The sequence below is a fragment of the Streptomyces sp. NPDC048603 genome, assembly GCF_043199475.1.
Lineage (GTDB): Bacteria > Actinomycetota > Actinomycetes > Streptomycetales > Streptomycetaceae > Streptomyces.
This window is the reverse complement of record NZ_JBICVY010000004.1, coordinates 481,476-508,094: the sequence shown is the minus strand read 5'-3', so window position 1 is coordinate 508,094 and position 26,619 is coordinate 481,476. Positions and strand designations below refer to the sequence as shown.

The window sequence follows — 26,619 nt, the reverse complement described above, 5'->3', positions numbered from 1 at the left end:
AGGGTGTGGGCGGGCGCTCGGCCGGAGGTGTGGGCAGGCGTTCCGGCCGGGCTCTGGCCCTCCCCACCCTGGCCGGGGCTCGGCTCAGCCGAGGTGGTCGTCTTCCTGTCGGCCTTGGCCAACGCCATGGCCTGACGGCTCTGCGGAGGGTGTGGGCGGGCGCTCGGCCGGAGGTGTGGGCAGGCGTTCCGGCCGGGCTCTGGCCCTCCCCACCCTGGCCGGGGCTCGGCTCAGCCGAGGTGTGGGCGGCGCCTCCACCGAGGTGTGGGCAGGCGTTCCGCAGGGCGATGGGGGTCCCCCCTGCTCGAGCGAAGTCGAGAGCTTGGGGGAGGGTGGGCACACCGGAACGCCGCTCCGCAGGCAACGCTCCTGCCCCGCCGAAGCGATGGCCGGGCCCGGCCGCAGCCGCTGCCCCCGGGCTTGGGCGGGGCTCCGCCGGCCCCGGCACCGCCGGGAGCGGAGCTCCGCCCGGACGGGGGCCGACCCTGGAGCGGGTCGGGGTGCAGGCACACGCTGCGCGTCCGGCGCGGGCCGGTGTGCCGTGTGCCCACCCGTGCCGCCCTGCGGCACGCCTGCCCACACGGCGGTGGCTGCGCGGCTGCCCCGCCCGCCACGGCCGGGGCAACGGCACGCCTGCCCACACGGCGGTGCGGTGCGGCTGCCCCGCCCGCCACGGCCAAGGGAACGGCACGCCTGCCCACACGGCGGTGCGGTGCGGCCGCCCCGCCCGCCACGGCCAAGGGAACGGCACACCTGCCCACACGGCCGTGGGAACGGCCGGCGGGCTAGGCCTCGCGGAGGGCGTCCAGCTGGGCGCGGAACCAGGCCGCGGGAGGGAGTGCCGTGGCGGCCGCGGCCAGCCGTTTCGTGCGCTCGGCGCGCTCGCCGGCCGGCATCGAGAGCGCCTCGTGCAGCGCCTCCGCCGTGTCCGAGACGTCGTACGGGTTCACCCCGAGCGCGTCCTCGCGCAGCTCCGCGTAGGCCCCGGCCCCCGTAGACAGCACCAGCGCGCAGCCCTGCTCGGAGACCACCGGGATCTCCTTGGCGACCAGGTTCATGCCGTCCCGCAGCGGATTGATCAGCGCGACGTCGGCCAGCCGGTACGCGGCCAGCGACCGCGCGAAGTCGTCCTGCACGGAGACCAGGACCGGCTGCCAGTCCGCGGTGCCGAACTCCGCGTTGATGTCCAGCGCCAGGCGGGACACCGCCGCCGTGTAGTCCCGGTAGACGGCCAGGTCCTGCCTGGAGGGGTAGGCCGAGGCCAGGTGGACCACGCGGCCGCGCCACTCGGGGTGCGAGGCGAGCAGCTCCCGGTAGGCGAGCAGGCCGCGGAGGATGTTCTTCGAGAGTTCGGTGCGGTCGACCCGGACGATGGTCTTCCGGTCGCCGACCTCCGCGCGCAGCGCGGCCAGCCTGTCGTCCACCTCCGGCCGGTGGGCCAGCTGCCGCAGCTCCTCCCCGTCCACCCCCAGCGGGTACACGGCCACCCGGGTGCTGCGCCGCCGGCCGCCGGACCGGTGGTGGTGGACGCCGCGCCAGGGGTCCCCGCTCGGCCAGGACCCCTCCGCCGTGCCGTTCGCGCTCTCGATGTGCGCGCCGCGGATGAAGGCCGCGGCCCATCCCCAGGTGTGGAAACCCAGCTCGTCGGCGCCGAGCAGGCCCCACAGCAGTTCCTCGCGGATGTCGTCCGGGAGCATGTCCAGCTGGTCGGCCGTCGCCCACGGGGTGTGGGTGAAGTGGGAGATCCGCAGGTCGGGGCGGAGCTCCCGGAGCATGCCGGGGGCCAGCGACAGGTGGTAGTCCTGGACCAGCACGGCTGCGCCCTCGGCGGCCTCCGCCGCCAGCGCCTCCGCGAACGCCCGGTTGTACGTCCGGTACGACTCCCAGCGGCGCCGGAACTCCGCGTCGAAGACCGGCTCGTGCGGGATGTCGTACAGCCCGTGGTGGGTGAACCAGAGCACCGAGTTCGAGATGCCGTTGTACGCGTCGTGGTAGACGTCCGGGTCGATGGCCAGCATGCGGACGCCCGGCTCGGACACGCCCCGGCGGACCGCCTCGCGGTCGCCCTCGCTCAGGGCCGCGCAGATCCACAGCGCGTCCGGCTGCCCGTCGAGCGCGGCCGACAGGCCGGAGACCAGACCGCCCCCGCCGCGCCGGGCGCCGAGGGTGCCGTCGGCGGAGAGGCCGTAGGAGAGCGGGCCGCGGTTCGCGGCGACGAGCAGCGGGGAAGCCATGCGGCGAACCTAGCCCGGCCCGCGCTCGCTCAAACGTCCGTTGCGCCGGGTTGTGGGTGATGTGGCCGTCGTCACGCGACGCGGCGGGACGGGTACTCCTCGATCTCGATCATCGGAGGCCGTTCCTCCGTGTCCACCGGGTAGGTGTGCGGCAGGAAGCCGTCCGGCCCCCGTTCGAACTGGGTCAGGGCCGGGCGGACCAGATGGCCGCGGGAGAGCCGCACCTGCGCGGTGCGGTAGATCGCGGCGGCCATCCGGCCCAGCGCCCGCCCGTCCTGATGGCGGTGCAGCCGGACACCGACGTCGACCTGCGCGAGGGCGTCCAGGCCGACGGTGTGCAGCGCGTCGACGAGCAGGCCGAGCTCCACGCCGTAGCCGACCGGGAAGGGGAGACGTTCCAGCAGGGACCGGCGGACCGCGTACTCGCCGCCCAGCGGCTGTACGAACCCGGCCAGCTGCGGCCAGTGCAGGTTGAGCAGCGGGCGGGCGACCAGCTCGGTGACCCGGCCGCCCTGTCCTGCCCTGACCGTGGCCGGCGCGTCGGGATCGGTGTCGCCGAGCGGGCGGTCGTACATCGCCTTGACGAACTGGATCTCCGGGTCGGTCAGCAGCGGGCCGAGGATCCCGGAGACGAAGACGGACGAGAAGTCGCGCAGATCGGCGTCGACGAAGCAGACGATGTCGCCGGTGGTGGCGAGCAGCGAGCGCCACAGCACCTCGCCCTTGCCGGGCAGCGCGGGTATCCGGGGCAGGATCTCGTCCCGGTGCACCACGCGGGCGCCGGCCTTGGCGGCCACCTCGGCGGTCCGGTCGGTGGAACCGGAGTCGATCACGACCAGTTCGTCGACCAGCGGGAAGGGCCGTCCCTCGATCAGGTCCCGCCGGATCACCTCGACGATCTCGCCGACCGTCGCCTCCTCATCGAGTGCGGGCAGCACCACGCTGACCCTCGTACCGGCTGTCCGCTTGGCGGAAAACAGCTGGTCGAGCGGCCTGTCGTCGGCGGACCAGGAGCGGTCTGCCAGCCAGCGCTCCACCTCTTGCAGCACTCCGTTACTCCCCAAACGTGATCCATCTCGCGGTTCGGACAGCTGTCTCACCCGCCCGCACCTTCGGTTACAGTCTTGAACAACGCGCAGGACCCCCGCATGCCGGGGTGCCGCGCAGACAAACGCCCGGGTGCGCCATAGAGCGCGCGGCCCGGAGCCATACCGCTCATCCAGAGGGGCAGAGGGAAACGGCCCGTTGAAGCCCCGGCAACCCTCCAGTCGGTTCTCGCGACTGCGTCACGCAGCGAGGTCCCCGGCTAGGGAAGGTGCCAAATCCGTCTCGTGGCGAAGTGCGTCACGAGGAAGATGAGGAGAAAGGGCCTCGCCATCATGGCTGCACAGACTGTTGCCACCTCTGTCGATCTCGGACCTGCCACCGCGCTTTCCTGTCGTGAGTGCGGCACCCGTTTCGACCTCGGCCCCATCTTCGCGTGCGTCGAGTGTTTCGGCCCGCTCGAGGTGGCCTACGAGCTGCCCGCCGGTGACCCCGAGGCCCTCCGCGCCGCGATCGAGGCCGGCCCGAACAACATCTGGCGTTACGCCCCGCTGCTGCCGGTCCCGGCCGACGTGGCGGAGAAGCCGAACCTGAACCCGGGCTGCACCAAGCTGGTCCAGGCCGACAACCTGGCCAAGGAGCTGGGTGTCACCGGCAAGCTCTACGTCAAGGACGACTCCGGCAACCCGACGCACTCCTTCAAGGACCGCGTCGTCGCGATCGCCGTCGAGGCCGCCCGTGCCTTCGGGTTCACCACCCTGTCCTGCTCCTCCACCGGCAACCTGGCCGGCGCCGTCGGCGCCGCGGCCGCCCGTTCCGGCTTCCGTTCCTGCGTGTTCATCCCGCACGACCTGGAGCAGGGCAAGGTCGTCATGGCCGCGGTGTACGGCGGCGACCTGGTCGGCATCGAAGGCAACTACGACGACGTCAACCGCTTCTGCTCCGAGCTCATCGGCGACCCGCTGGGCGAGGGCTGGGGCTTCGTCAACGTCAACCTCCGCCCGTACTACGGCGAGGGTTCCAAGACCCTGGCGTACGAGATCTGCGAGCAGCTCGGCTGGCAGCTGCCCGACCAGATCGTGATCCCGATCGCCTCAGGCTCGCAGCTCACGAAGATCGACAAGGGCCTGCAGGAGCTGATCAAGCTGGGCCTGGTCGAGGACAAGCCGTACAAGATCTTCGGCGCCCAGGCCGAGGGCTGCTCGCCCGTCTCCACCGCCTTCAAGGCCGGTCACGACGTGGTCCGCCCGCAGAAGCCGAAGACCATCGCCAAGTCCCTGGCGATCGGCAACCCGGCGGACGGCCCGTACGTGCTCGACATCGCCCGCCGTACCGGCGGCTTCGTGGAGGACGTCAACGACGAGCAGGTCGTCGAGGCCATCAAGCTGCTCGCGCAGACCGAGGGCATCTTCGCCGAGACCGCGGGCGGCGTGACCGTCGGCGTCACGAAGAAGCTCATCGAGAACGGGCAGATCGACCCCTCGCTGACCACCGTCATCCTCAACACCGGTGACGGCCTCAAGACCCTGGACGCGGTCGCCGGGGACACCGGCCAGACCGCCGTCATCCGCCCCAGCCTGGACGCGTTCCGCGCCGCCGGCCTGGCCTGACCACCCCCTACGCACTACCGGAAAGGCAGTGTCGCCATGAGCGTCAACGTCCGCATCCCCACCATCCTGCGCACCTACACCGGAGGCCAGGCCGAGGTGCCCGCCGAGGGCACGACCCTCGCCGAGGTCATCGAGTCCCTGGAGCAGAACCACCCGGGCATCGCCGCGCGTGTCCTGGACGACCAGGGCAAGCTGCGCCGCTTCGTGAACGTCTACGTCAACGACGACGACGTGCGCTTCGAGGGCGGGCTGCAGGCGGTGACGCCGGACGGCGCCGGCGTTTCCATCATCCCGGCCGTCGCGGGCGGTTGCTGAACTTCCGGCGCCCGGGCACCGGCTTTCCGGTGGCCCTTCGGTAGCCGGCACGCACAACCCCTGAATTGCCCCTTCCGCAAAAGCGGAGGGGGCAATTCTGCTTGGTTGGGCGCGGTAGAGTTGGGGAAGCCCCCTCCGCTGTTCTTGCCCGCCGCATATGAACGGGCGTCCCCATGGTCGACATCGGGCCAATGTGCGTGTGCGATATGGGGCTTTGGCGCGTTCTGTCCGGTCCAAGTTGCCCGGGAGAATGGCAAATTTTCCGGCCATTTCAGCATTTCCGCATGTCCAGATTTCTCGTCGGAATGACCTGTTGCAGACAGCTCCGGTGCAGATACATTCAGCCGCGGTCGACGCGTTCCAACGCAAGTTCTGACCCGGGACCGCGAAGTGCGTTCCTGCGCAAGGGCCAGTAATAGGGGAGTTAGACATGGCTCAGGGCACCGTCAAGTGGTTCAACGCGGAGAAGGGCTACGGCTTCATCGCGGTCGACGGTGGTGCGGATGTGTTCGTCCACTACAGCGCCATCCAGATGGACGGGTACCGCACCCTTGAAGAGGGTCAGCGGGTCGAATTCGAGATCTCGCAGGGCCAGAAGGGCCCGCAGGCTGACATGGTCAAGCTCGCGCAGGTCTGATCCAACGGCGTTCGACCACCGAAGGCGTACCCCGAGGGGCCCGCATCCCGGACAGGGATGCGGGCCCTCGCGCGTCCCCCCGGCGTCCCTCCGGCGTCCTCCGGCATCCGCCGGCGCTCCCACCTGCGCCCTTTCGCCGCCCCGCCGTCGCGTGCCCGCCATGTTGTCCAGAGGTGGCCTGACTCGCTTGCACTCGTGGGGGTCGAGTGCTAATCATTGGCGTTAGCACTCTCCGGGTGAGAGTGATAAAGACGAGGATCGGGTCGGTGAGGCCCGCAGGTCCGGCGGGAAGGAACCGCCGGGCAGGCAGGCCGTCCGTCGCGGGCGCCACACGGTCCGAAGGCAATCCACCCCAGTCCGGGAGGACCACTTCACATGGCCAAGATCATCGCGTTCGACGAGGAGGCCCGGCGCGGTCTCGAGCGCGGCATGAACCAGCTCGCCGACGCCGTCAAGGTCACGCTTGGCCCGAAGGGCCGCAACGTCGTCCTCGAGAAGAAGTGGGGCGCTCCCACGATCACCAACGATGGTGTTTCCATCGCCAAGGAGATCGAGCTGGAGGACCCGTACGAGAAGATCGGCGCCGAGCTGGTCAAGGAAGTCGCCAAGAAGACGGACGACGTCGCCGGTGACGGTACGACCACCGCGACCGTTCTGGCCCAGGCCCTGGTCCGCGAGGGCCTGCGCAACGTGGCCGCCGGCGCCAACCCGATGGCCCTGAAGCGCGGCATCGAGAAGGCCGTCGAGGCCGTCTCCGGCGCGCTGCTGGAGCAGGCGAAGGATGTCGAGACCAAGGAGCAGATCGCTTCCACGGCCTCCATCTCCGCCGCCGACACCCAGATCGGCGAGCTCATCGCCGAGGCGATGGACAAGGTCGGCAAGGAAGGCGTCATCACCGTCGAGGAGAGCAACACCTTCGGTCTGGAGCTTGAGCTCACCGAGGGCATGCGCTTCGACAAGGGCTACATCTCGGCGTACTTCGCGACCGACATGGAGCGCATGGAGGCGGCGCTCGAGGACCCCTACATCCTCATCGTCAACTCCAAGGTCAGCAACGTGAAGGACCTCCTTCCGCTGCTGGAGAAGGTCATGCAGTCCGGCAAGCCGCTGCTGATCATCGCCGAGGACGTCGAGGGCGAGGCCCTGTCGACCCTGGTCGTCAACAAGATCCGTGGCACCTTCCGCTCCGTCGCGGTCAAGGCCCCGGGCTTCGGTGACCGCCGCAAGGCCATGCTCGGTGACATCGCCATCCTCACGGGCGGCACGGTCATCTCCGAGGAGGTCGGCCTCAAGCTCGAGAACGCGGGCCTGGACCTGCTGGGCCGCGCCCGCAAGGTCGTCATCACCAAGGACGAGACCACGATCGTCGACGGTGCCGGTGACAGCGACCAGGTTGCCGGTCGCGTCAACCAGATCCGTGCCGAGATCGAGAACTCCGACTCGGACTACGACCGCGAGAAGCTGCAGGAGCGCCTGGCGAAGCTCGCCGGTGGCGTCGCCGTCATCAAGGCCGGTGCCGCGACCGAGGTCGAGCTCAAGGAGCGCAAGCACCGCATCGAGGACGCCGTTCGCAACGCGAAGGCGGCCGTCGAGGAGGGCATCGTCGCCGGTGGTGGCGTGGCCCTGCTGCAGGCCTCCTCGGTCTTCGAGAAGCTGGAGCTCGACGGTGACGAGGCCACCGGTGCCGCCGCCGTCAAGCTGGCCCTGCAGGCCCCGCTGAAGCAGATCGCCGAGAACGCCGGCCTCGAGGGCGGCGTCGTGGTGGAGAAGGTCCGCAACCTCACCCCGGGCCACGGCCTGAACGCCGCCACCGGTGAGTACGTCGACCTGATCGCCGAGGGCATCATCGACCCGGCCAAGGTGACCCGTTCCGCGCTGCAGAACGCGGCCTCCATCGCGGCCCTGTTCCTGACCACCGAGGCCGTCATCGCCGACAAGCCGGAGAAGGCCGCGGCCGCTCCGGGCGGCATGCCGGGCGGTGACATGGACTTCTGATCGACGCCTCCGGGCCCGATCAGCCGTTCCTGACCGAGGGCGGTATCCCCACCGGGGATACCGCCCTCGGGCGTTCCCGGGTGTCCCCGAAGTACGTTCAGGCGGCGGGGCGCCGGTCCACGAACGCCACTTCCTCGTGGTCTTCGCCCAGCGCGATGTTCAAGGAAGCGTCCAGGGCGTGAGCGAGTCGGCGCAACAGCGGAAGGGTCGGAACGGCATCGGCGCCCTCCACACGGGAGATCTTCGCCTGTGTCAGCCCAGCACGTTCGGCGAGCTGCGTCTGGGAGAGCCCGAGCGCCTTTCGCCGGTCGTAGACGGCCTTGGCGAATGCCATGGCCAGGCGGATCTCCGCCCGCTCTGCCGACGCCTCGGTGGATTCGGCGGGACCGCTCCCGGCTTGCTTCTCCCTGGCCAGCTTCCAGCGGGTGTGGTTCATGACGCGTCCCCTTCCTCGCCGCGGCTGTAGGTGGTGTGGGCGGGCCGTGCTCCCGTTCGCACACGATACGGGCCGCCACCGCGCGACTCACCTGTGCTGCTTCGTTCATGCGGCTCTTGCGGAAGACCGTGAGGAGCACGATGCGGCGCTCAGGAGCGAACCAGTAGGTGATACGCGTGGCCACCCCGTCGAGCGTGGGCCGGAGTTCGTACACCCCGTCCCGGAGAGGTCGGGCGAAGGGCATGGGGGTGTGGGTGCCGTGGACGGCCGGCAGCCCCGCGTACTCCTCGACCTTGCGGAACTGTCTCCCTGGCAGCAGCTCCAGCCACGTGCGCACCTCTGGCTCCAGCTCGATCACATGCAGCTCGACGTCCATGTCGGCACCGTAGTATGTCGTAAACGACATACTACGGTGCCGACATGGAATGCGCTCCATCTGGTGAATCGGGGCGGGGCGGACCTGGCGCATTGTGAGACGGGGGCTGCAGGGGCAGGCGGTCACCTGGTTGACTCGGGGTATGAGCGAGCACACCCCGACCCCCCTCTTCGTCAAGATCTGCGGGCTGAAGACCGAGCTGGACGTCGACACCGCCGTCGAGGCCGGGGCGGACGCCGTCGGGTTCGTGTTCGCGCCGGGCGGCCCCCGGACGATCGACACCGCGACCGTGCGCCGGCTGGTCGAGCGGGTCCCGGAGCGGGTGCTGACCGTCGGGGTGTTCCGCAAGCAGTCCGTCGAGGAGGTCCGCCGGCTCACCGAGGAGAGCGGCGTCCGAGCGGTCCAGCTGCACGGGGACGAGGGCCCCGAGTACTACGAGGCACTGCGCGCCGAGGGCCGGACCCTGGTACGCGCCACCGCCGAGCGGGTCGGCAAGGCCGGCGAGTACGGCGAGGACCTGCTGCTGATCGACGCCCCCGACCCGGGCTCCGGCAAGCCGTGGAACTGGGGCGCGGCCGATTTCACCGCCCCCGAGGGCCACTGGCTGCTGGCCGGCGGCCTCAACCCGGCCAACGTCCGCGAAGCCGTCGACACCACCGGCGCCTGGGGCGTCGACGTCTCCAGCGGCGTGGAGAGCGAGCGCGGAGTGAAGTCCCCCGCCCTGATCCGCGCCTTCATCACGGCGGCCCGCGGCCACTGACCCGCGCGGCCCGGCGCGGAGATGGCTGCGCGCGTCCCTCGATCGTGGGACGCTGAGCTGAGCGGCCCTGTGCCGTGGAACCGTCGATCTACGCTCGCCCCATGGGCCACAGGAGAGGGGACCCGTGATGACCGCTGCCATGGTCGAGCCCGGCCGTGAATCCGGTGGCCGCACGTGGGAGTACCTGCTGCAGAGCTGGCGTGAGCTGGACGTGCCCGAGGGCTGGCGCGCCGAGATCGACGGAGGACAGATCCACTTGGTACCGCCGCCCCACCGTCACCACAACGGGATTGCCGCGCGTGTTCAGCGTGCCTTGTACGGCGTACTGCCCCCGGACTGGGAGATCTATCAGACGCTGGGCATCCACATCGCCCCGCTCGACAAGCTGTACATGCCGGACCTGGTGGTCGTCTCCTCGGAGCTGGTCGAAGGCGTGGAGGCGGAGTCGAGCGATCCCGTCGACGCAGCCGAGGCCCTGCTCGTCGTGGAGGTCACCTCGAGGGGCAACGCCGAGGACGACCGCAAGAAGAAGCTCTGGGCCTACGCCCACGCGCCCGTCCCCGTGTACCTGCTCATCGACCGGTTCGACGCACACGGCCCCACGGCCACACTGTTCACCGAACCGCAGAACGGCGCCTACAAGCACGCCGACCGGGTGCCGTTCGGAGATGAGCTGGTGCTTCCCGAGCCGTTCGCCGTGAAGCTGGACACGGGGGCCTTTCCGCGCTGAAAGGCCGGCCCGCTGGGGTGCGGGCCGGCCTGCCGGTTGTGCGGGGAATGCGGGTCAGTTGCGGGTGACGAGCATCTGGGCGTCGCCGTTGGGGAGGCCGGTGATGGCGACCTTCTGGGCGCCCATGTTGGTGTTCCACCAGCCCTGCCAGGAGCCGTTGTTGTAGCGGGCGGCGTGGTAGGTCTTGCCGTCGTTGCCGACGGCGAGGAGCTGGGTGTCTCCGCTGGGCATGCCGGTGATGGCGATGCTGGTGGCGGCGAAGGTGGGGGCGCCGCCGTAGCCGTCGGTCTTGGCCCAGCCCTGCCAGGTGCCGTCGGCGTTGCGGATGTTGTGGTGGATGGTGTTGTCGGTGCTGGTGGCGACGAGCTGGGTGCTGCCGTTGGGGAGGCCGGCGATGGCGATGTTGTTGGCCTGGAAGGTGGTGTTGGTGCCGGTGCCGGCGACGGCGTTGAAGCTCTGCCAGGTGCCGTCGGTCTTGCGGATGGTGTGGTAGACGTTGCCGTCGTTGCCGATGATGAGGACCTGCATGCTGCCGTCCGGGAGGGGGGCTGCGGCGATCTTCTTGGCGTCCCAGGTGCTGACCTGGGTCCAGCCGGTCCAGGAGCCGTTGACGAGGCGGGCGTTGTGGTAGATGCCGCCGTTCTTGCCGATGGCCATGACCTGGGCGTCGCCGTTGCCCATGCCGGCGATGGCCTGGCCCTTCGCGCCGAACTGCGCCGCACCGTCGAAGCCGCCCAGAGCCGCCCAACCCGTCCATGTCCCGTTGCCGTAGCGGGCCGTGTGGTAGAGGTTGCCGTCCTTGCCCGTGCCCAGCGACTGGGTGGAGCCGTCCGGCGTAGAGGTGATCGACTGCTGCGAACCGTTGAAGAAGGGCGCACCGTCGACGCCGGAGAGCGGGCTGAACGACGTCCACGAGCCGTCCGCCAGACGCGTGGCGTGGTAGAAGTCGCCCGGCTGGCTGGTGGGAGCCGCCGGGTAAGGGTCCGCGTGGTCGTACGCCAGGCCCGCGCCCGCCCCGCAGCCGCCCCACGCTCCGGCGCCCTGGCCGGCAAGGATCTTCTCGGCGACGAGTATCTGCTGCATCTTGGACGCCTGGTGGGGGTAGGCCGCGTAGTTCTTGCCGCCGAACGCGTCCCAGGTGCTCTTCAGGATCTGCAGGCCGCCGTAGTAGCCGTTGCCGGTGTTGATGCTCCAGTTCCCGGTGCTCTCGCACTGAGCCACCTTGTCCCAGGTGGCGACCGAGGCGGCGTTCGCGGTGCCGGCCGCGAGGGTCGACAGGGTGACGGCGGCCAGAGCGGTCGCGGCTACGGCGGTCAGGCGGGAGAGGCGGCTGGTGCGGGAGGACATCGGAGGTCTCTTCTCTTTCACGGCTTCACTGCGGGGTGACGGCGGTGACGGCGGCGGTGGCGGCGGTGGCGGGGATGGTCGTCAGGGGCGGTGGCCCCACCGGGGGGCCGGCCCGCTCTGGTGCGGGCCGGCCCCCCTGGGCGGTGGGGGTCAGTTGCGGGTGACGAGCATCTGGGCGTCGCCGTTGGGGAGGCCGGTGATGGCGACCTTCTGGGCGCCCATGTTGGTGTTCCACCAGCCCTGCCAGGAGCCGTTGTTGTAGCGGGCGGCGTGGTAGGTCTTGCCGTCGTTGCCGACGGCGAGGAGCTGGGTGTCTCCGCTGGGCATGCCGGTGATGGCGATGCTGGTGGCGGCGAAGGTGGGGGCGCCGCCGTAGCCGTCGGTCTTGGCCCAGCCCTGCCAGGTGCCGTCGGCGTTGCGGATGTTGTGGTGGATGGTGTTGTCGGTGCTGGTGGCGACGAGCTGGGTGCTGCCGTTGGGGAGGCCGGCGATGGCGATGTTGTTGGCCTGGAAGGTGGTGTTGGTGCCGGTGCCGGCGACGGCGTTGAAGCTCTGCCAGGTGCCGTCGGTCTTGCGGATGGTGTGGTAGACGTTGCCGTCGTTGCCGATGATGAGGACCTGCATGCTGCCGTCCGGGAGGGGGGCTGCGGCGATCTTCTTGGCGTCCCAGGTGCTGACCTGGGTCCAGCCGGTCCAGGAGCCGTTGACGAGGCGGGCGTTGTGGTAGATGCCGCCGTTCTTGCCGATGGCCATGACCTGGGCGTCGCCGTTGCCCATGCCGGCGATGGCCTGGCCCTTCGCGCCGAACTGCGCCGCACCGTCGAAGCCGCCCAGCGGCTGCCAGCCCGTCCAGGTTCGGTCGGCGTAGCGGGCCGTGTGGTAGAGGTTGCCGTCGTTGCCGGTCGCCAGCGACTGGGTGGAGCCGTCCGGCGTCGAGGTGATCGACTGCTGCTGGGCGTTGAAGAAGGCCGCGCCGCCGAAGCCGTTCAGCGCCTCGAAGGACTCCCAGTTCCCGTCGGCCAGACGGGTGGCGTGGAACACGTCGCCGGCCTTGCTGACCGGGGTGGACGGGGTCTCGGACAGGCCCGACGGGCCGATGAAGGCCATGACACGACCGGCGTTGAGCGGGTTGGAGTTGGTGCGCCAGTTGAACCAGCCGCGGAAGCGCACGCCGCCGCTCTCGTTGCCGCCGACGGTCTGGATGTTGTCGCCGTCGACGCCCACCACGATGTTGACGTGGTTGGCCTCGCCGTCGTTCAGCGAGCCGTCGTTGTCGTAGAGCACCGCGTCACCGACCTGCGGGGTGCCGTGCAGCGTGCCCTTGTTCTTGCCGTACTGGTAGAGGCTCCAGGCCCTCGCGTCGATGCCCGAGATGTCGGCGCCGGCCTTCTTCCACACCCAGCGGGTGAACTCGGCGCACCAGGCGGACGGGTACTGGCAGTTGTAGTCGCTGCACGTGCCACCGACCTCGGCTCGGGCGATGGACGCCACGGAGGGCGCGTCGGCGTGGGCCAGGGAGCTGGGCACGGCCATCGCCAGCAGCGGCGCGGCGACGAAGGTGGCGACGACGGTGGACAGCTTGCGGCGGGAGGTACGGCGAGCAGACATGGTGCACTCCAAGAAGGCATGGCGGCCCGGGGCAGCAGGGCCGGGAAGGATTCGGGTGGTGATACGGCACGGGGGCCGTGGACGGCGGCGAGGTGTCGGGTCACCCGGTCCTGGACAGCTGCCCTGCAGGAGCAGCGGTCGGCGGAAGGGGGTGCCCGGCAGTGGCCTGCCGGAAGATCGGTGTGTGTGAAGCGCTCGGCCCTCAGGCCGAGGTCAGACCGGTTGGACCGGTTGGACCGGTAGGACCGGTAGGACCGGTCAGGTCAGGGTCAGCGGGGCGACGGAGTACCCGTCGGCTGCGCTCGACCTGAGCGCCTGCGAGAGCAGGGCGGAAGCTTTGGTCCGGGCGTCGGCGTCTGATGCGGCCCGGACGAACAGGACGACGTCGATTCCCTGCCGTGTGGCACGGACCCGTACGTGTTCCAGACCGTGCTGCGGGCCGGCGTGCGCCCAGAGCGTGTCCTGGAGGAGAGAGGCTTCGCTCTCCGCACCCGGCGCCCCCGTCGTGTGGGTCAGGGGCAGGTGGACGAGGACCATGGACCTCAGTCCCAGCCGAGGCCGTTGCTGACGGCGGAGGTGTGCGTGGAGGCCGCCGAGGCAGGAGCCACGTCCCAGCCCAGACCCGTGTTGATGTAGAGGGCGCCGCCCAGGAGGGTGGTGAGGACGGCGGTGGTGAGGGTGCGAGAGGTTTTGGACATGGCTGTGCCCCCGGTTCGGTGAGAAGAGTTGATTCAGGACGGTCGGGCGGGCGCTCATCCGGGCCCTTTTCTGGGGCCCGGTCGGGGAGTTGAACCCCGCCGCCGTTCCGGTGATCACCATCTTGCTCGGCCCCGCAGCCGACCGGAAGGCTTTCCGGATGGCACCAAACGGCCTGGCATCTTGGTGCCAACCGCGGCCCCCTGCAGGACGATTTGTTGCTCTTCGCGTGATCGCCCTGCGATGATCACCAAGCACTTGGGGAATACGTCAGATCAGTCGGGGGGCTGAAGAAACTTGCTGGTCACACTGGGTTTGGCTGCCACCTCGGAAGCCGTCTACAAGGAGATGCTCGCCGACCCGCAGAGCGGGGTCAGCGACATCTGCGCGCGGCTGTCGCTGAGCGAAACGGCGGTGCGGACGGCCCTCGACGAGCTGGCCGATCTGGAACTCCTGCGGGCCTCCCGGGACGTCCCGGGCACGATGCGGGCGGTCAGTCCGGAAGTGGGCCTCCAGCTGATCCTGCGCCGCCAGGAGGAGGACCTCCTGCGCCGCCAGCAGGAGCTCGCCCGGAGCAAGGCCGCGGCGGCGCGCGCCGTCGCCGAGTACGCCGATCTCCGGCCGAACACGACGGTCGACAACACGGAGCGGCTCGTCGGGCTCGACGCGATCCAGAGCAAGCTGGAGGTGCTCGGCAGGGAGGTCTCCCGCGAGTGCCTGTCCGTGATGCCGGGCGGCGCGCAGTCGCAGGCCAGCCTCGACGCGTCGCGTCCCCTGGACCAGGACGCGATGAACCGGGGCGTCTCCCTCCTGACCCTCTACCAGGACAGCGTCCGCAACGACCCCGCCACCCTCGCCTACGCCCGGTGGATGGCCCAGGAGGGCGGACTCATCCGCACCTCCCCGGTCCTGCCGCCCCGCATGCTGGTCCTGGACCGCGAGGTCGCCTTCGTCCCGGTCGATCCGGCCAACACCAAGCTGGGAGCCCTGTGCACCCGGGAGCCGGGGATCGTCGCCACGATGACCGCCCTGTTCGAGCAGGCGTGGCACAACGCCGTCCCGCTCGGCGCCGACCGGACCGAGGCGCCCGAGACCGGACTGACCCCCGGCGAGAAGGAACTCCTCAGCCTCCTGGCCGGCGGGCTGACCGACGAGGCCGCGGGCAAGCGGCTCGGCCTGTCGCTGCGCACCGTACGGCGGCAGATGGCGGCCCTGATGGAACGCCTCGGCGCGTCCAGCCGCTTCGAGGCAGGCCTCAAGGCGGCCCAGCGGGGCTGGCTCTAGCGGGGCCGGCTTTGGCGGAGGTCGGTGCGCAGGCCCGTACGCGCGGTCCCGAACAGGTCGCGCAGGCGGGAGGCGGGCCGCGCCGTCGCCGGTCGCATCGGCGTCCACGTGCAGCGGCTCCTGGCCGGCGGGCCGAACCCGGGGAACGTACGGGAGGCCGTCGAGAACACCGGCGCCTGGGGCGTGGACGTCTCCAGCGGAGTGGTGACGGGGATCACGTGCAACGTCCGGTGCGGTGCGGACACTACTCGGTGTGGACCAGCACCTGTTCGCGATGCTCTACGACGCCCATGCCAAGGCGGTGTACGGGCACGCCGTACGCATGACCGCCGACCCCGTCGGCGCCGAGGACATCGTCTCCCTCACCTTCCTGGAGGCGTGGCGGCTGCGCGACTCGATCGCCGGCGTCTCCAGTGAGCGTGCGTGGCTGTTCGGCGTCGCGACGAACGTCATTCGCAACACCCGTCGCACCGCACGCCGACACCGCGATGCCCTGACCCGGCTTCCGCCCCCCGGCGCCGTCCCCGACCTGGCGGACGGCGTGGCTTCCCGGATCGACGACTCCGAGCAACTCGTTGCCGCCCTCGCGGCCTTGGAGCGACTTCGCCGCGCCGACCGGGAGGTCATCCTCATGCACGTCTGGGCCGGACTCAGCCACGAGGAAGTCGCCCAAGCGTGCGGCGTGACCGTGGGAACCGTGCGCTCCCGCCTCTCGCGTGCGCGTGCCCGGTTGAGGAAGCTCGTGGCCGCCACCTCCGCCGAGACGCGCCCGACCAGCCAGACCAGCCTCACCAGCCGCCCGAATCTTCGACGCTCCCCTGCGTCCCGGACCGTACGGGAAGGACAGCTGTGAAAGCCGACCGCACCGGACTCGACCCGACCGACGCCGCGGAGCTGCGCCGGCTCCTGCCCGGCGTGACCGACGCCGACCTGCCCTTTCACCAGCAAGACCGGATCAAGGACCACCTGATGCGCGAAACCACGAGGGCCGAACGGTCCGCCGCCGCTGCCCGCCCCCGTCCCCGCCGCCGGCTGACCCTCGTTCTCGCCGCGGGCGTGGCCACCTGCGCCGTCGTCGCGGCCGTCGCGTTCACCGGCCAGGACTCCGGGGGAAGCCCGGCCGTCGCGAAGCCCGAGCCGGCCGCGGTGCAGCTGCTGGACCGCGTGGCCCTGGCGGCGCAGTCCTCACCGCTGCCCACCGTCCGGGACGGGCAGTTCCTCTACACCAGGACCAAGGGGTTCTCCACTGCCCTGTCCGAGACCACGGGCGGGAGCATGAAGCCGGAGCGCACCGACGAGTCGGCAGAGCACTGGGTCTCCGTCGACGGCTCCTCCGGCACCGTCACGCGCTCCGCGAAGGGCACGACGACGGACCCGGCCCCGGGCGGCGCGAAGTCCACGGTCAACGGCCCCACCTACCGCTTCCTGGAGTCCCTTCCCACCGATCCCGACAAGCTCCTCGCCAAGATCTACGAGGACGCCCGCCTGAACCACGGCGAGGGGACGGACTCCACCACCGGCCCCGACCAGCAGGCGTTCGTCGCGATCGGCGACCTGCTGCGTACGGTGGAGGCCCCGCCCGGGGTCAGCTCCGCCCTCTACCGGGCCGCCGCCAGGATCCCCGGCGTCGTGTACGTGCCGGACGCGACGGACGCGGCGGGCCGCGCCGGTGTGGCGGTCGCACGCGTTCACGACGGTGAGCGTACCGAGTGGATTTTTGACAAGACCAGTTTCCGTCTTCTTGGCGAGCGCACCGTCGTCCTCAAGAAGAGCGCCTGGGGGGAGGCGGGCACTCCCGTGACCTCCGTGGCCATCGTTGGACGCGGCATTACGGACAAAACCGGCCAGCAGCCCAAGGGGTGATGAGCGCACTTCCCTCAACTTGACGGAACTTTCGGCCGAGACTGCCCGAAACCGCCCCCCCAAGTGATCTTGAAGTCGATGGCTTGAATATGATCCCCCTGACCAACCGCCAACAGGCGTTCAAACAGGGGGAGAAGACTCCACATGCGTTCCGCACGTATCGCGGCAGCCGCAGTAGCTGTCGCAGGCACCATGCTCATCACGGCTCCGTCGGCGAGTGCTGCCACGCCCGCCCCGGTCGCCCAGCCGACCACCAAGACGCTCAGCCCCGCCGCCGAGCGCGCCATGCAGGACCGGATAGCCAAGTCGAAGCCCGTCGTGGGCACGTACAAGGGCAAGCGCATCAACCTGAGCCAGGACTGGCAGGGTGCGAAGGTGTGCGCGGAGACCTCCAAGGGCGAGGTCAAGTGCTTCGACAACCAGCGCGAGGCTGACAAGGCGCTGGCCGCCGAGAACACCGCGCTGGCCAAGCGCGCGGCCGGCCGGGCCGGTTCGGGGCGGATCGCCATGCCCGCCGCGTCCGAGGACTGCGGCAGCGGCTGGGTCTGCATCTGGGAGCACAACAACTACAGCGGCCGCCGCCTCCAGTGGAGCGCCAAGGGCACCAAGAACCTCGCCGACTGGGGCTTCCGGGACAAGGCCAGCTCCGGTTGCGTGAGCCGCCTGGTCGGCGGTGCGAACCTCGTCGACTTCCGGACCGGCCAGCCGGACCCGGAGATGTTCATGGGTGTCGGGAGCTGCTACGACTTCACGAGGGCGGGCTACGTGTACGGCGGCTCGTGGAACGACAAGGCCGACGCCATCCACCTCTGGTAGTGGCGGGCGTTACCGCGTGAACCCGGCGAAGGCCGGCGGCGAAACGCCGCCGGCCTTCGCCGTTTCGCCGGTCAGAGGCTGGTGACGAAGGCGGCCCAGGTGGATGTACGGAAAGTCAGGTGCGGGCCGTCGGGCTGCTTGGAGTCGCGGACGGGGACGATGCCGGGGTGACCGTCGGCGACCTCCAGGCAGTCGCCGCCGGACCCGCCGCTGTAGCTCGACTTGTGCCAGATGGCCGCCGACAGGTCGTACTCAGGCGTGCTCGTCATGCTCGTAATCCTCCGCCACGGTCTCGATCAGGGCCAGCGACTTGCGTGGTGAGAGAGCGTTGGCCGTGAGCAGATCGTAGGTCAGGGCGTGGTGGGACACCGTGGCTGGATCATCGAATAGTTGGCCTGTTCCCATGCCTTGGACGTATGCAAGTGCCGGTGCGTCCTCAAAGGTCATCAGCTTGAGAGAGCCCTCCATTGCCGAGTGGACACCTGCGTCGAAGGGCAACACCTGCACGATGATTCGACGCCGCCGGATGAGGGTCGCCATGTGGCGAAGGGCCTCGGCGAGTACTGCCTTGGAGTCGCCCGTGCGGCGGAGTACTGCTTCATCCAGAACACACCACAACAAGGGAGTTGTTGGATCGGCTAGCAGGGCAGCGCGAGCCAGCCGGTTGGTGACGAGCTCATCGATGACCTCATCCGGCGCGGTCGGCTGATACGCCCGGAACACCTCGCGCGCATACGCCTCGGTCTGGAGCAGCCCCGGAATCAGCTGGGGCGCGTACTCGCGAATCGCCTTTGCCAAGGCCTCCGCCTCCGCCGCAGCCGCGAAGTGGTCCGGGTATTTGGACTTCGCGGCGGCGCCGCAGTTGCGGGCGAAGAAGCCGCCCGTGTCGAGGATGTCGTCGATCTGGCGGGCGAGTTCGAGGTGCATCCGGCGGGTGCCCGCTTCGAGCTGGCCGATGAACGAGCCGCTGACGAAGAGCGGTTCGCCGAGTTCGGCCTGGCTCTTCCCGGCGCGTTCGCGGGCGACGCGTAGTTCGGAGCCGAGTAGTGCCCGTGGGGAGGAGGAAGGGTCCAGGTTCTTGCTTGCCATGGCAACTCCCAGGCCAACAGGTGCGGTTGTTGTGTGGCCGTCCTTGAAAGGCTAGCGAGCGGATCGCCACGCTGTGTGCGGAAGCCGGATACACAGAGTCGAGAGGTGGTACGTCGTGGTGCTGACGCCGAGGGAGCGGGTCCAGGCGGCCGAGGAGGCCGTGGCGCAGCTGAAGGGTGCGCTGGACGGGGTGGGTGTGGTGCTCCCGTCGCTGGGGGTGGAGCCGGTCTCGGCCGCCGGCTCGTACGGGCTGCCGCTGGTCGAGCTGGGGCGCTGCAATCTGGATACGGCGCTCAGGCTGGCCGCCGTACTCCATGAGAGGGCGCACCCGAGTCCGCACCCGGCCATGTGACGAGAACGTCCGGATCACCCATTCGAGAAGCGCACAGACGTTTCTTCCTGAGCCGGACGGGTGGCGGGACGGGTCACCGTGCGTGAGCGGGGAAGTCCGGGGGTGTCCCGGACACCACTCGCTTCAAGGAAGGCAGGCATGAAGCCCCTCCGCCCCCTCGCCCTGGCCACGATGGCCACAGCCGTACTCCTCCTCTCCGGCGCGACCACCGCGACGGCGCTGGACTCCGGTGACGATCCCGCCAAGCCGGCTCCACCGGCCCAGCCGGGTCTCGTTGCGCCGCTGGCCCAGCACCCCCAGTACGTCGGCCCGGTGGTGCACATCCCGGCCGGGGGGTTCGCCTTTGCCCCGGCGACCTGCCCGTCGGGGACGGTGCCCACCGGAGGTGGCGGCCGGACCAGCAGCCTGTTCAGCTACCTCACCGACTCGGCCCCGACCCCGTCGGGCTGGGAGATCGGTGTGAGGAACACCGACCCTGAAAACGCCACCACCGCATTCGCCTACGTCGTCTGCACGGTTCCCTAGGCGTCGACGCGTCGGACGGTACTGCTTGCCGCCCCTTCACCGGGCGGGGCGGCGAGCGCGTCGAGTTCGGCGAGCATCCGCGGGGTGAAGCCGAAGAACCAGGTGGCGAGGAAGCCCACCAGGTACCCGGTGAGCAGGCCGCCGGCGTAGATCGCGAGGGTGGTCAGCGGGCCCGGGCTGCCGTTCAGCAGGGGGAACAGTGCCCAGCCCGACGGGCCGATGGCGGTGGCGCCGAAGGAAGCGCCGAGCTGGTGGAAGAGGCCGATGAACGCGCCGCCCGCCGCGCCGCCCGCGCAGGCCGTGACGAAGGGGCGGCCGAGGGGGAGCGAGACGCCGTAGATCAGCGGTTCGCCGATGCCGAGGAAGCCGGCGGGGAGGGCGGACTTGATCGTGCTGCGGATGGAGCCGTTGCGGGGGAGGCGGAACCAGATGGCGACGGCCGCGCCCACCTGGCCGGCGCCCGCCATGGCGAGGATCGGGAGCAGGACGGTGTGGCCCTGCTGCTCGATCAGGGTGGTGTGGATGGGGATCAGGGCCTGGTGGAGCCCGAGCATCACCAGGGGGAGGAAGAAGGCGCCGAGGACAAGGCCGGCGAGTGCGCCGCCGTCGGAGAGGAGCCGGTCGGCGGCGGTGCCGATGGCGGTGGAGACCTCGCCCGCGACGTACATCAGGCCGAAGAGGGTGACCAGGCCGGAGAGCAGCACGGTGAGGGTGGGGGTGAGCAGGACGTCGAGGGCCTCGGGGACCCAGGTCCGGCACCACTTCTCCACGTACACGGCGAGCAGGGCGGCGGCGAGCGCGCCGAGGACCCCGCCCTGCCCGGGGGAGAGGGACAGGCCGAAGGCGGTGATCTTGGAGACGCCCGGGAAGACGATGACGGCGGCGACGGCGCCGCCCAGGACCGGTGTGCCGCCGAACTCCTTCGCCGTGTTGTAGCCGACGAAGACGGCGATCAGGGACATGAAGCCGGAGGCGATCGCGGCGAGGGCGGGGACGACGTCGGGGAGCAGGCCGGAGTTGGCGAGTACGCCGTTCAGGCCCGCGATGATGCCGCAGCCGATCAGGGCGGGGATGAGGGGGACGAAGACGTTGGCGATGCGGCGGAGGAGGAGTTTGAGGGGGGTGGCGTTGCGGGCCTTCCGGGCCGCCTTCAACGCGGCCCCTCGGTCGGCCAGTTCTTCGGCGGTCAGGGGGTGGGGTGCGTCGTCTCCGGCGCGGGCTTCGGCGACCAGGGCCTCGAACTCGGGGGTGACGCGGGCGACGGTGCCGGGGCCGAGGACGACCTGGTACGTGTCGTCCTCTACGACGCCCAGTACGGCGGGGAGGGCTCTGAGGGCTTCGTCCTGGACGAGGTCGCGGTCGCGGAGGGTGATGCGGAGGCGGGTCATGCAGTGGGCGATGGCGGTGATGTTGGCTGCGCCGCCGACCAGGGGGAGGAGGGCTTCGGCTGTGGCGCGGTGGGGGTTGGGGTTGCCGGCTGGGGGCATGGGCGGTGCCTTGCTGTGCGGGGGTGGGGGGAGCCGAGCCGGGGGCGGCTGGGCGGGGGTACGGCTGCTGGGCGGGGTGTTCCGGTGTGCCCACCCGTTCCGCCCTGCGGAACGCCTGCCCACACCGGGGCGGAACGCCTGCCCACACCGAGGGGGGAGTGGGTCAGTGGGTTTTGGACAGGGCCGGGCGGAGGTGGCCGTTGCTGGTGGTGAGGAGGTCGGCGGCGGTCTTCGCGTCGACGCCGCCGAGGATGACGAGGATGGCGTGCTTCACCTCGCCGCCGGTGGCGGTCAGTGCGGCCTCGATCTCCTCGTCCGGTGCGCCCGTCGCGAGGGCGACGATGCGGCGGGAGCGGGCGCGCAGCTTCTCGTTGGAGGCCCGGACGTCGACCATCAGGTTCCCGTAGGTCTTGCCCAGGCGGATCATCGTGATGGTCGAGAGCATGTTGAGCACCAGCTTCTGTGCGGTGCCGGCCTTCAACCTGGTCGATCCGGTGAGGAGTTCCGGGCCGGTGACCACCTCGATGCCGTGCTCGGCGGCCGTGGCGAGCGCGGAGCCGGCGTTGCAGGACAGGCCGACCGTCAGCGCGCCGCGTGCGCGGGCGAACTCGACGGCGCCGACGGCGTACGGGGTGCGGCCGGAGGCGGAGATGCCGACCACGGTGTCCTCGGGGGTGAGCCCGAGCTCGGTGAGGTCGGCCGCGGCCAGTTCGGCGGAGTCCTCGGCGCCCTCGACGGCGGTGACCAGGGCCGTCGGGCCGCCCGCGATCAGGCCGACCACGTCGGCCGGGTCGGTGTTGAATGTGGGCGGGCACTCGCTGGCGTCGAGCACGCCGAGGCGGCCGGCCGTGCCCGCCCCCGCGTAGACGAGCCGGCCGCCGCGGGCCATGCGGGCGGCGATGGCGTCGACGGCGGCGGCGATCCTCGGGAGTTCCGCGGCGACGGCGGCCGGGACGGCGGCGTCCTCGGTGTTCATGGCGCGGGCGATGTCGAGGGTGGGGAGGCGGTCGATCCCGGCGAGTTCGGGGCGGAACGCCTCGGTGGTGAGGACGTCGAGCTGGGCGCGGAGTTCGGCGTACGCGGGGGCCGGCGGGGGGCTGCCGGGGGTGCCGTTCGTCAAGGGGGCTCCTGGTGGCTCGGATACGGACAGCGACGCACCTCGCCCTCATGGTGACAGCGGGAGGCTGCCGTGGCCGGTGGGCCTGCCGGGCCGGTGCCGTACGGGCGGGCTTTGTCCGCCGGGAATCCCCCATTGGGAGGGGGTAGGGGTCAAAATGGCCACATGGACCACGCGACCCCACTGGAACAGGCGCTTCATGCCGCCCGCGCTCTTGTTCTCGCCGATCTCGTCGCGGGCGAGGTCGCCGAGGCCGATGTCGTTTCCCTCGTAGAGGACTCGGTCGTGCACCGCCGGTGGTGGGTGGAGCAGTGGCCCGAGGGCGTCGACTACCTCCCCGGGCTGATCGCCCAGGACGTGCAGGACGCCCTGCTGGAGAAGTACGGCCGCTGGCCGCTCTGTCCCGTCTGTTCCCACGGGGATCCGCACGCGCTCGACGTGGAGCCGGAGTTGGGGCCGGATCCGCACTGGGTGTGCGGGAAGGCGGGGGTGAAGGTGGCTTCGGTGGGCGCGCTGGGCCCGGTCATGGGCGGGTTCGGGCGGTTCGCCGAGTGACCCTCTACATCGACCCGCCGACCTGGCCGGGCCACGGCCGTATGTGGTCGCACCTGGTCAGCGACGTCTCGTACGAGGAACTGCACGCCTTCGCGGCGGGCATAGGGTGCCCGCCCAAGGCGTTCGAGCGGGACCACTACGACGTGCCCTCGCACCGCTACGCGGACGCGGTGGCGGCGGGGGCGGTCGAGATCGGCAGCAAGGAGCTGGTGCGGCGGCTCACGGAGGCGGGATTGCGCCGCCCGAAGGGCCGGCCGGCGGCCCCGGCGTAGTGCCTGTGCCGTGCGGCCCGGGGCACTACGGTGGGCGCCATGGCTTCTCTGCCCGACTGGATGTATCCGCCGCGCGTGGAGGGCTGGTACGCCGAGGACCTGGACCGCATCCCGGAGGCTCCGCGGCACGTCGAGCTGATCGACGGCGCCCTTGTGTTCAGGACTCCGCAGCGGTTGTGGCACAGCCACGTGGTCACCGAACTCACCCTCGGGCTCGGGGCGCAGGAGCCGGCGGGGGTGAAGATCGCGCGGGAGATGACGGTGACGCTCGACCGGCGGAACCGCCTTGAACCGGACGTGCTCGCGACGACCGCCGCATACGACCCCGACCGCACGTGGTTCGCCCCGGAGGACGTCACGCTCGTGGTGGAGGTGGCCTCTCCCGACTCGGCGCACCGCGACACCACGGTCAAGCTGCGCAAGTACGCGGAGGCCGGGATCCCGCACTACTGGTGGGTGGGGGACGAGCAGGGCTCTCCCGTGGTCCACGTCTACGAGCTCGACGTTCCGGCCGAGACCTACGCCCCGGCCGGGATCTTCCGCGAGGTGCTGAAGCGGCCGGTCCCCTTCGGCATCGAGCTGGACCTCTCCACGCTCACCCCGTAGCGGACCCGCCCGAGGCGGCTCGGGCCCGCTACGCCAGCGCCGTACGCCACTCCTCGACCGCCGCCGCCGAGACCGGGCCGGACCAGCCGTCCGGGCGGGCCGCGCCGCCGATGTGGAAGGCGTCGATGCCGGCCTCCAGGAGCACCGGGAGGTGGTCCAGGGCGAGGCCGCCGCCGACCATGATCTGCGCCTGGTAGCCCGGCTCACCCGTGCGGGCCGCCTCCGCCAGCAGGACCGGCAGGCCCGTGGTCACGCCCTGCGCGGAGCCGGCGGTCAGATAGGTGTCCAGGCCGGGCAGGTCGGCGAGGGTCTTGCGGAGCTTGTCGCGGTCGGCGGCCCGGTCGATGGCCCGGTGGAAGGTCCAGCGGCAGCCCTCCAGTTCCGCGAGGACCTCCTCCACGGCGGCCAGGTCCGGGGCGCCGTCCGGGTCGAGGAAGCCGAGCACGAACTGGTCCGCGCCCTCCGCGCGCAGCGCCCGCGCCGCGTCGGCGAGCGCGGCCACGGCCGCCGCGTCACCGGCGGCGAAGCCGTCGGACATGCGGAGCATCACGCGCAGGGGGATGTCGACGGCGGCCCGGATCGCCGCGAAGGTCGCACGTGACGGAGTGAGCCCGTCCGCAGCCATGTCCGTGACCAGTTCCAGCCGGTCGGCTCCACCGGCCCGGGCCGCGACCGCGTCCTCCACGTCGAGGGCGATCACCTCCAGGACTGCTCGGTTGCTCATCTGATCCCGTCCTTCGCTTGGGGACAACAGGTCTAGTCCAATATCCAGGGTACGGGGCCCACGCCGGGCTTCACCAGCACAATCACGCCACCCCCACAGGGCGACCACAGGCGCACAGCACAATGACCGCATGCACACCGACATCGCGCAGCCGGAGCGGGCGCTGGCAGCAGCCTGGAACGAGACCGCCACCGCGGCCGGTGCCCGGCGCGACCCCGCCCCCTACGCCGCCCGCCTGCTCTCCGCCTGGGCGGAGCCGCAGCGGCGGTACCACACCACCGAGCACCTCGCCGCGGTCCTCGCGCACGTCGACACGCTGGCCGGGCACGCCGCCGACGTGCACGCCGTGCGCCTCGCCGCCTGGTTCCACGACGCCGTGTACAGGCCGGACCGGTCGGAGAACGAGGAGCGCAGCGCCGCCCTGGCCGAGCGGGCCCTGTCCGAGCTCGGCCTCGACGAGGAGCGGACCGCCGAGGTGGCCCGCCTGGTCCGGCTCACCGTCACCCACCACCCGGCACCCGGTGACACCAACGGAGAGGTGCTGTGCGACGCCGACCTGGCGGTGCTGGCCGGGGACCCGGACGCGTACGCGGCGTACGTGGCCGCCGTACGCGACGAGTACGCCTTTGTGCCGGAGGACGCCTTCCGGGCCGGCCGGGCGGCCGTGCTGCGGCAGCTGCTGGACCTGCCCCGGCTGTTCCGTACGCCGTACGGGACCGCCCGCTGGGAGGCGGCGGCGCGCCGCAACCTGGCGGCCGAGCTGGCCACGCTCATCGAGCCGTGACCCGGGGCCGAATCCGGCCCGGGATCTTTACGCGGAGTTGACAAACCGGCCGTCCGGGCGGGAATGCGACGGGGTTCGCCTGGGTTGATCACGTGCATGCCCACACACGCCGAACGCACCAGAATGCCCGTGGCCGTCTACATCCTCGGCCTGTCCGTCTTCGCGCTCGGCACGAGTGAATTCATGCTCTCCGGGCTGCTGCCGCCCATCGCGGAGGACATGGGCGTCAGCATCCCGCGGGCGGGCCTGCTGATATCCGCCTTCGCCATCGGCATGGTCATCGGCGCGCCGCTGCTGGCCGTGGCCACGCTCCGGCTGCCCCGCCGGACCACCCTGATCGCCCTGATCAGCCTCTTCGGGCTGGGACAGGTCGCGGGCGCCCTCGCACCCTCCTACGAGCTGCTCTTCGCCTCCCGGGTGGTCGCGGCCCTGGCCTGCGCCGGCTTCTGGGCGGTCGGTGCGGCCGTGGCCATCGCGATGGTCCCGGTCGACGCACGCGCCCGCGCCATGGCCGTCATGATCGGCGGCCTGTCCATCGCCAACGTGCTCGGCGTACCGGCCGGCGCCTTCCTCGGCGAGCACCTGGGCTGGCGTTCGGCCTTCTGGGCCGTCGGGGCCGCCTCGGCGGTCGCCCTGGTGGGCATCCTGCTCCGGGTCCCGCGGATCCCGCTGCCCGAGGTGCGGCCGAGCCTCGTCCGTGAGCTGCGCATCTACCGGGACCGGCAGGTCTGGCTGTCCATCGGCGTCACCGCGCTCGCGGCCGGCGGCGTGTTCTGCGCCTTCAGCTACCTCGCACCGCTGCTCACCGACGTGGCGGGCCTGGGTTCCGGGTGGGTGCCGTGGGTCCTGGCGCTGTTCGGCGTGGGCGCGCTGGCCGGCACCACCGTCGGCGGGCGGGTCGCGGACGCCCACCTGTTCGGCGTGATGATCTGGGGCATCGTCGCCTCCACCGCCTTCCTGACAGCGCTGGCCGTGTTCGCGTCCGCCGCGGTGGCGGCCGTCGGGCTGTCCTTCCTGCTCGGGGTCTCCGCCTTCTTCACCGCGCCGGCGCTCAACGCCCGGATGTTCAACGTGGCCGGTGCGGCGCCGACGCTGGCCGGCGCCACCACGACCGCGGCGTTCAACCTGGGCAACACGGGCGGGCCGTGGCTGGGCGGGACGGTGATCGACGCGGGGCTCGGCTACACCGCGACGGCCTGGGCGGGTGCCGGCATGACCCTGGCGGCCATCGTGCTGGCCGTCACGGCGATGCGGCTGGACCGGCGGCCGGGCGCGGGCCCGGCGAGCCGCGTGCTGGCCCGGTCCGCTCCGGCCGCCCCGGCCGTCCAGGAGAGGGCACGGGCGTAGCCCGGCCGCG

At 71.1% G+C, this 26,619-nt stretch carries 29 protein-coding genes, 2 pseudogenes and 1 riboswitch; of the genes and pseudogenes, 18 read left to right on the top strand and 13 right to left on the bottom strand.

What is annotated here, in order from left to right:
• Window positions 1-785: 785 nt before the first annotated feature.
• Together ACGFQ9_RS12180 and ACGFQ9_RS12175 are read right to left on the bottom strand one after the other, a co-directional pair.
• On the bottom strand, window positions 786-2,234 hold the full coding sequence (locus tag ACGFQ9_RS12180) for a trehalose-6-phosphate synthase (protein ID WP_393573639.1): 1,449 nt from the start codon (window positions 2,232-2,234) through the stop codon (window positions 786-788).
• A gap of 71 nt (window positions 2,235-2,305) precedes the next feature.
• A complete protein-coding gene (locus ACGFQ9_RS12175; RefSeq protein WP_393573638.1) occupies window positions 2,306-3,283 on the bottom strand; it encodes a glucosyl-3-phosphoglycerate synthase in 978 nt (325 codons plus the stop codon).
• Window positions 3,284-3,446: 163 nt separating this feature from the next.
• A riboswitch (SAM riboswitch) is annotated at window positions 3,447-3,596 on the top strand.
• Window positions 3,597-3,613: 17 nt separating this feature from the next.
• On the opposite strand from ACGFQ9_RS12175, the gene thrC reads away from it, so the two are divergent.
• The 4 genes from thrC (at window position 3,614) to groL (ending at window position 7,835) form a co-directional block, all read left to right on the top strand.
• Window positions 3,614-4,888, top strand: a complete 1,275-nt coding sequence (thrC, locus tag ACGFQ9_RS12170; RefSeq protein WP_393573637.1) for a threonine synthase — start codon at window positions 3,614-3,616, stop codon at window positions 4,886-4,888.
• 36 nt (window positions 4,889-4,924) lie between these two features.
• On the top strand, window positions 4,925-5,203 hold the full coding sequence (locus tag ACGFQ9_RS12165) for a MoaD/ThiS family protein (protein WP_393573636.1): 279 nt from the start codon (window positions 4,925-4,927) through the stop codon (window positions 5,201-5,203).
• Between the two features lie 430 nt (window positions 5,204-5,633).
• Window positions 5,634-5,840 (top strand): cold-shock protein, encoded by a 207-nt coding sequence (locus ACGFQ9_RS12160; RefSeq protein WP_365113484.1) that lies wholly within the window; start codon window positions 5,634-5,636, stop codon window positions 5,838-5,840.
• Window positions 5,841-6,215: 375 nt separating this feature from the next.
• Window positions 6,216-7,835, top strand: coding sequence for a chaperonin GroEL (gene groL, locus ACGFQ9_RS12155; RefSeq protein ID WP_365113486.1), 1,620 nt, complete (start codon window positions 6,216-6,218; stop codon window positions 7,833-7,835).
• Between the two features lie 97 nt (window positions 7,836-7,932).
• Here groL and ACGFQ9_RS12150 read toward each other — a convergent pair whose 3' ends face one another.
• Window positions 7,933-8,271 carry a helix-turn-helix domain-containing protein gene (locus ACGFQ9_RS12150; RefSeq protein ID WP_393573635.1) on the bottom strand — a complete coding sequence of 113 codons (339 nt, stop codon included), beginning with the start codon at window positions 8,269-8,271 and terminating at the stop codon, window positions 7,933-7,935.
• Between the two features lie 163 nt (window positions 8,272-8,434).
• Window positions 8,435-8,647: pseudogene (locus ACGFQ9_RS12145) on the bottom strand (type II toxin-antitoxin system RelE/ParE family toxin); the annotation flags it as partial.
• A 142-nt stretch (window positions 8,648-8,789) separates the two neighbouring features.
• Here ACGFQ9_RS12145 and ACGFQ9_RS12140 point away from each other — a divergent pair.
• The gene (locus tag ACGFQ9_RS12140; RefSeq protein WP_393573634.1) at window positions 8,790-9,407 is read left to right on the top strand and encodes a phosphoribosylanthranilate isomerase; all 618 of its coding nucleotides are present in this window, start codon (window positions 8,790-8,792) and stop codon (window positions 9,405-9,407) included.
• Between the two features lie 127 nt (window positions 9,408-9,534).
• Window positions 9,535-10,137 carry a Uma2 family endonuclease gene (locus tag ACGFQ9_RS12135; RefSeq protein ID WP_393573633.1) on the top strand — a complete coding sequence of 201 codons (603 nt, stop codon included), beginning with the start codon at window positions 9,535-9,537 and terminating at the stop codon, window positions 10,135-10,137.
• 54 nt (window positions 10,138-10,191) lie between these two features.
• On the opposite strand, the gene ACGFQ9_RS12130 is transcribed toward ACGFQ9_RS12135, so the two are convergent.
• From ACGFQ9_RS12130 to ACGFQ9_RS12115, 4 genes are all read right to left on the bottom strand, one after another.
• Window positions 10,192-11,484: a transglycosylase family protein gene (locus ACGFQ9_RS12130; protein WP_393573632.1), complete on the bottom strand. Its 1,293-nt coding sequence runs from the start codon at window positions 11,482-11,484 to the stop codon at window positions 10,192-10,194.
• Window positions 11,485-11,634: 150 nt separating this feature from the next.
• Entirely contained in the window at window positions 11,635-13,092 is a 1,458-nt protein-coding gene (locus tag ACGFQ9_RS12125) for a CHAP domain-containing protein (protein WP_393573631.1), read from the bottom strand.
• Window positions 13,093-13,350: 258 nt separating this feature from the next.
• Window positions 13,351-13,629, bottom strand: a complete 279-nt coding sequence (locus ACGFQ9_RS12120; RefSeq protein ID WP_393573630.1) for a hypothetical protein — start codon at window positions 13,627-13,629, stop codon at window positions 13,351-13,353.
• Window positions 13,630-13,634: 5 nt separating this feature from the next.
• Window positions 13,635-13,790 carry a hypothetical protein gene (locus tag ACGFQ9_RS12115; RefSeq protein ID WP_393573629.1) on the bottom strand — a complete coding sequence of 52 codons (156 nt, stop codon included), beginning with the start codon at window positions 13,788-13,790 and terminating at the stop codon, window positions 13,635-13,637.
• 295 nt (window positions 13,791-14,085) lie between these two features.
• Between ACGFQ9_RS12115 and ACGFQ9_RS12110 the strand changes: the two genes are divergently transcribed.
• The 5 genes and pseudogenes from ACGFQ9_RS12110 (at window position 14,086) to ACGFQ9_RS12090 (ending at window position 17,751) form a co-directional block, all read left to right on the top strand.
• Window positions 14,086-15,072, top strand: a complete 987-nt coding sequence (locus ACGFQ9_RS12110) for a LuxR C-terminal-related transcriptional regulator (protein WP_393573628.1) — start codon at window positions 14,086-14,088, stop codon at window positions 15,070-15,072.
• A 24-nt stretch (window positions 15,073-15,096) separates the two neighbouring features.
• Window positions 15,097-15,264 (top strand): annotated as a pseudogene (locus tag ACGFQ9_RS12105) (hypothetical protein); the annotation flags it as partial.
• A gap of 61 nt (window positions 15,265-15,325) precedes the next feature.
• Window positions 15,326-15,925 carry an RNA polymerase sigma factor gene (locus tag ACGFQ9_RS12100; RefSeq protein WP_393573627.1) on the top strand — a complete coding sequence of 200 codons (600 nt, stop codon included), beginning with the start codon at window positions 15,326-15,328 and terminating at the stop codon, window positions 15,923-15,925.
• Window positions 15,922-16,935, top strand: coding sequence for a CU044_5270 family protein (locus ACGFQ9_RS12095; protein ID WP_393573626.1), 1,014 nt, complete (start codon window positions 15,922-15,924; stop codon window positions 16,933-16,935). The genes ACGFQ9_RS12100 and ACGFQ9_RS12095 overlap by 4 nt, the downstream gene beginning before the upstream one ends.
• Window positions 16,936-17,079: 144 nt before the next feature.
• Window positions 17,080-17,751, top strand: a complete 672-nt coding sequence (locus tag ACGFQ9_RS12090) for a peptidase inhibitor family I36 protein (RefSeq protein ID WP_393573625.1) — start codon at window positions 17,080-17,082, stop codon at window positions 17,749-17,751.
• Window positions 17,752-17,822: 71 nt separating this feature from the next.
• On the opposite strand, the gene ACGFQ9_RS12085 is transcribed toward ACGFQ9_RS12090, so the two are convergent.
• Both ACGFQ9_RS12085 and ACGFQ9_RS12080 read right to left on the bottom strand, forming a co-directional pair.
• Window positions 17,823-18,020: a DUF397 domain-containing protein gene (locus ACGFQ9_RS12085; protein ID WP_393573624.1), complete on the bottom strand. Its 198-nt coding sequence runs from the start codon at window positions 18,018-18,020 to the stop codon at window positions 17,823-17,825.
• Complete coding sequence (locus tag ACGFQ9_RS12080; protein ID WP_393573623.1) at window positions 18,004-18,840, bottom strand: Scr1 family TA system antitoxin-like transcriptional regulator; 837 nt, start codon at window positions 18,838-18,840, stop codon at window positions 18,004-18,006. The genes ACGFQ9_RS12085 and ACGFQ9_RS12080 overlap by 17 nt, the downstream gene beginning before the upstream one ends.
• A gap of 115 nt (window positions 18,841-18,955) precedes the next feature.
• On the opposite strand from ACGFQ9_RS12080, the gene ACGFQ9_RS12075 reads away from it, so the two are divergent.
• Complete coding sequence (locus ACGFQ9_RS12075) at window positions 18,956-19,192, top strand: hypothetical protein (protein WP_393573622.1); 237 nt, start codon at window positions 18,956-18,958, stop codon at window positions 19,190-19,192.
• A gap of 138 nt (window positions 19,193-19,330) precedes the next feature.
• Window positions 19,331-19,717: a hypothetical protein gene (locus ACGFQ9_RS12070; RefSeq protein ID WP_393573621.1), complete on the top strand. Its 387-nt coding sequence runs from the start codon at window positions 19,331-19,333 to the stop codon at window positions 19,715-19,717.
• On the opposite strand, the gene ACGFQ9_RS12065 is transcribed toward ACGFQ9_RS12070, so the two are convergent.
• Complete coding sequence (locus tag ACGFQ9_RS12065) at window positions 19,714-21,204, bottom strand: PTS transporter subunit EIIC (RefSeq protein ID WP_393573620.1); 1,491 nt, start codon at window positions 21,202-21,204, stop codon at window positions 19,714-19,716. The two genes, ACGFQ9_RS12070 and ACGFQ9_RS12065, sit on opposite strands and share 4 nt — an antisense overlap.
• Before the next feature lie 163 nt (window positions 21,205-21,367).
• Entirely contained in the window at window positions 21,368-22,324 is a 957-nt protein-coding gene (gene murQ / locus ACGFQ9_RS12060) for an N-acetylmuramic acid 6-phosphate etherase (RefSeq protein ID WP_393573619.1), read from the bottom strand.
• 162 nt (window positions 22,325-22,486) lie between these two features.
• Between murQ and ACGFQ9_RS12055 the strand changes: the two genes are divergently transcribed.
• The 3 genes from ACGFQ9_RS12055 to ACGFQ9_RS12045 are packed head-to-tail and all read left to right on the top strand — an operon-like array spanning window position 22,487 to window position 23,754.
• Window positions 22,487-22,876 (top strand): hypothetical protein, encoded by a 390-nt coding sequence (locus tag ACGFQ9_RS12055; RefSeq protein ID WP_393573618.1) that lies wholly within the window; start codon window positions 22,487-22,489, stop codon window positions 22,874-22,876.
• A complete protein-coding gene (locus tag ACGFQ9_RS12050; protein ID WP_393573617.1) occupies window positions 22,873-23,148 on the top strand; it encodes a DUF4031 domain-containing protein in 276 nt (91 codons plus the stop codon). Before ACGFQ9_RS12055 ends, ACGFQ9_RS12050 begins: the two co-directional genes overlap by 4 nt.
• Window positions 23,149-23,187: 39 nt before the next feature.
• Complete coding sequence (locus tag ACGFQ9_RS12045) at window positions 23,188-23,754, top strand: Uma2 family endonuclease (RefSeq protein ID WP_393573616.1); 567 nt, start codon at window positions 23,188-23,190, stop codon at window positions 23,752-23,754.
• Between the two features lie 28 nt (window positions 23,755-23,782).
• Here the strand turns inward: ACGFQ9_RS12045 and ACGFQ9_RS12040 are convergent, their stop codons facing one another.
• Window positions 23,783-24,478 carry a copper homeostasis protein CutC gene (locus ACGFQ9_RS12040; protein WP_393573615.1) on the bottom strand — a complete coding sequence of 232 codons (696 nt, stop codon included), beginning with the start codon at window positions 24,476-24,478 and terminating at the stop codon, window positions 23,783-23,785.
• 130 nt (window positions 24,479-24,608) lie between these two features.
• Between ACGFQ9_RS12040 and ACGFQ9_RS12035 the strand changes: the two genes are divergently transcribed.
• Together ACGFQ9_RS12035 and ACGFQ9_RS12030 are read left to right on the top strand one after the other, a co-directional pair.
• Window positions 24,609-25,262, top strand: coding sequence for a hypothetical protein (locus ACGFQ9_RS12035; protein WP_393573614.1), 654 nt, complete (start codon window positions 24,609-24,611; stop codon window positions 25,260-25,262).
• A 123-nt stretch (window positions 25,263-25,385) separates the two neighbouring features.
• On the top strand, window positions 25,386-26,609 hold the full coding sequence (locus tag ACGFQ9_RS12030; RefSeq protein ID WP_393573773.1) for a Cmx/CmrA family chloramphenicol efflux MFS transporter: 1,224 nt from the start codon (window positions 25,386-25,388) through the stop codon (window positions 26,607-26,609).
• The last annotated feature ends 10 nt before the right edge of the window (window positions 26,610-26,619 follow it).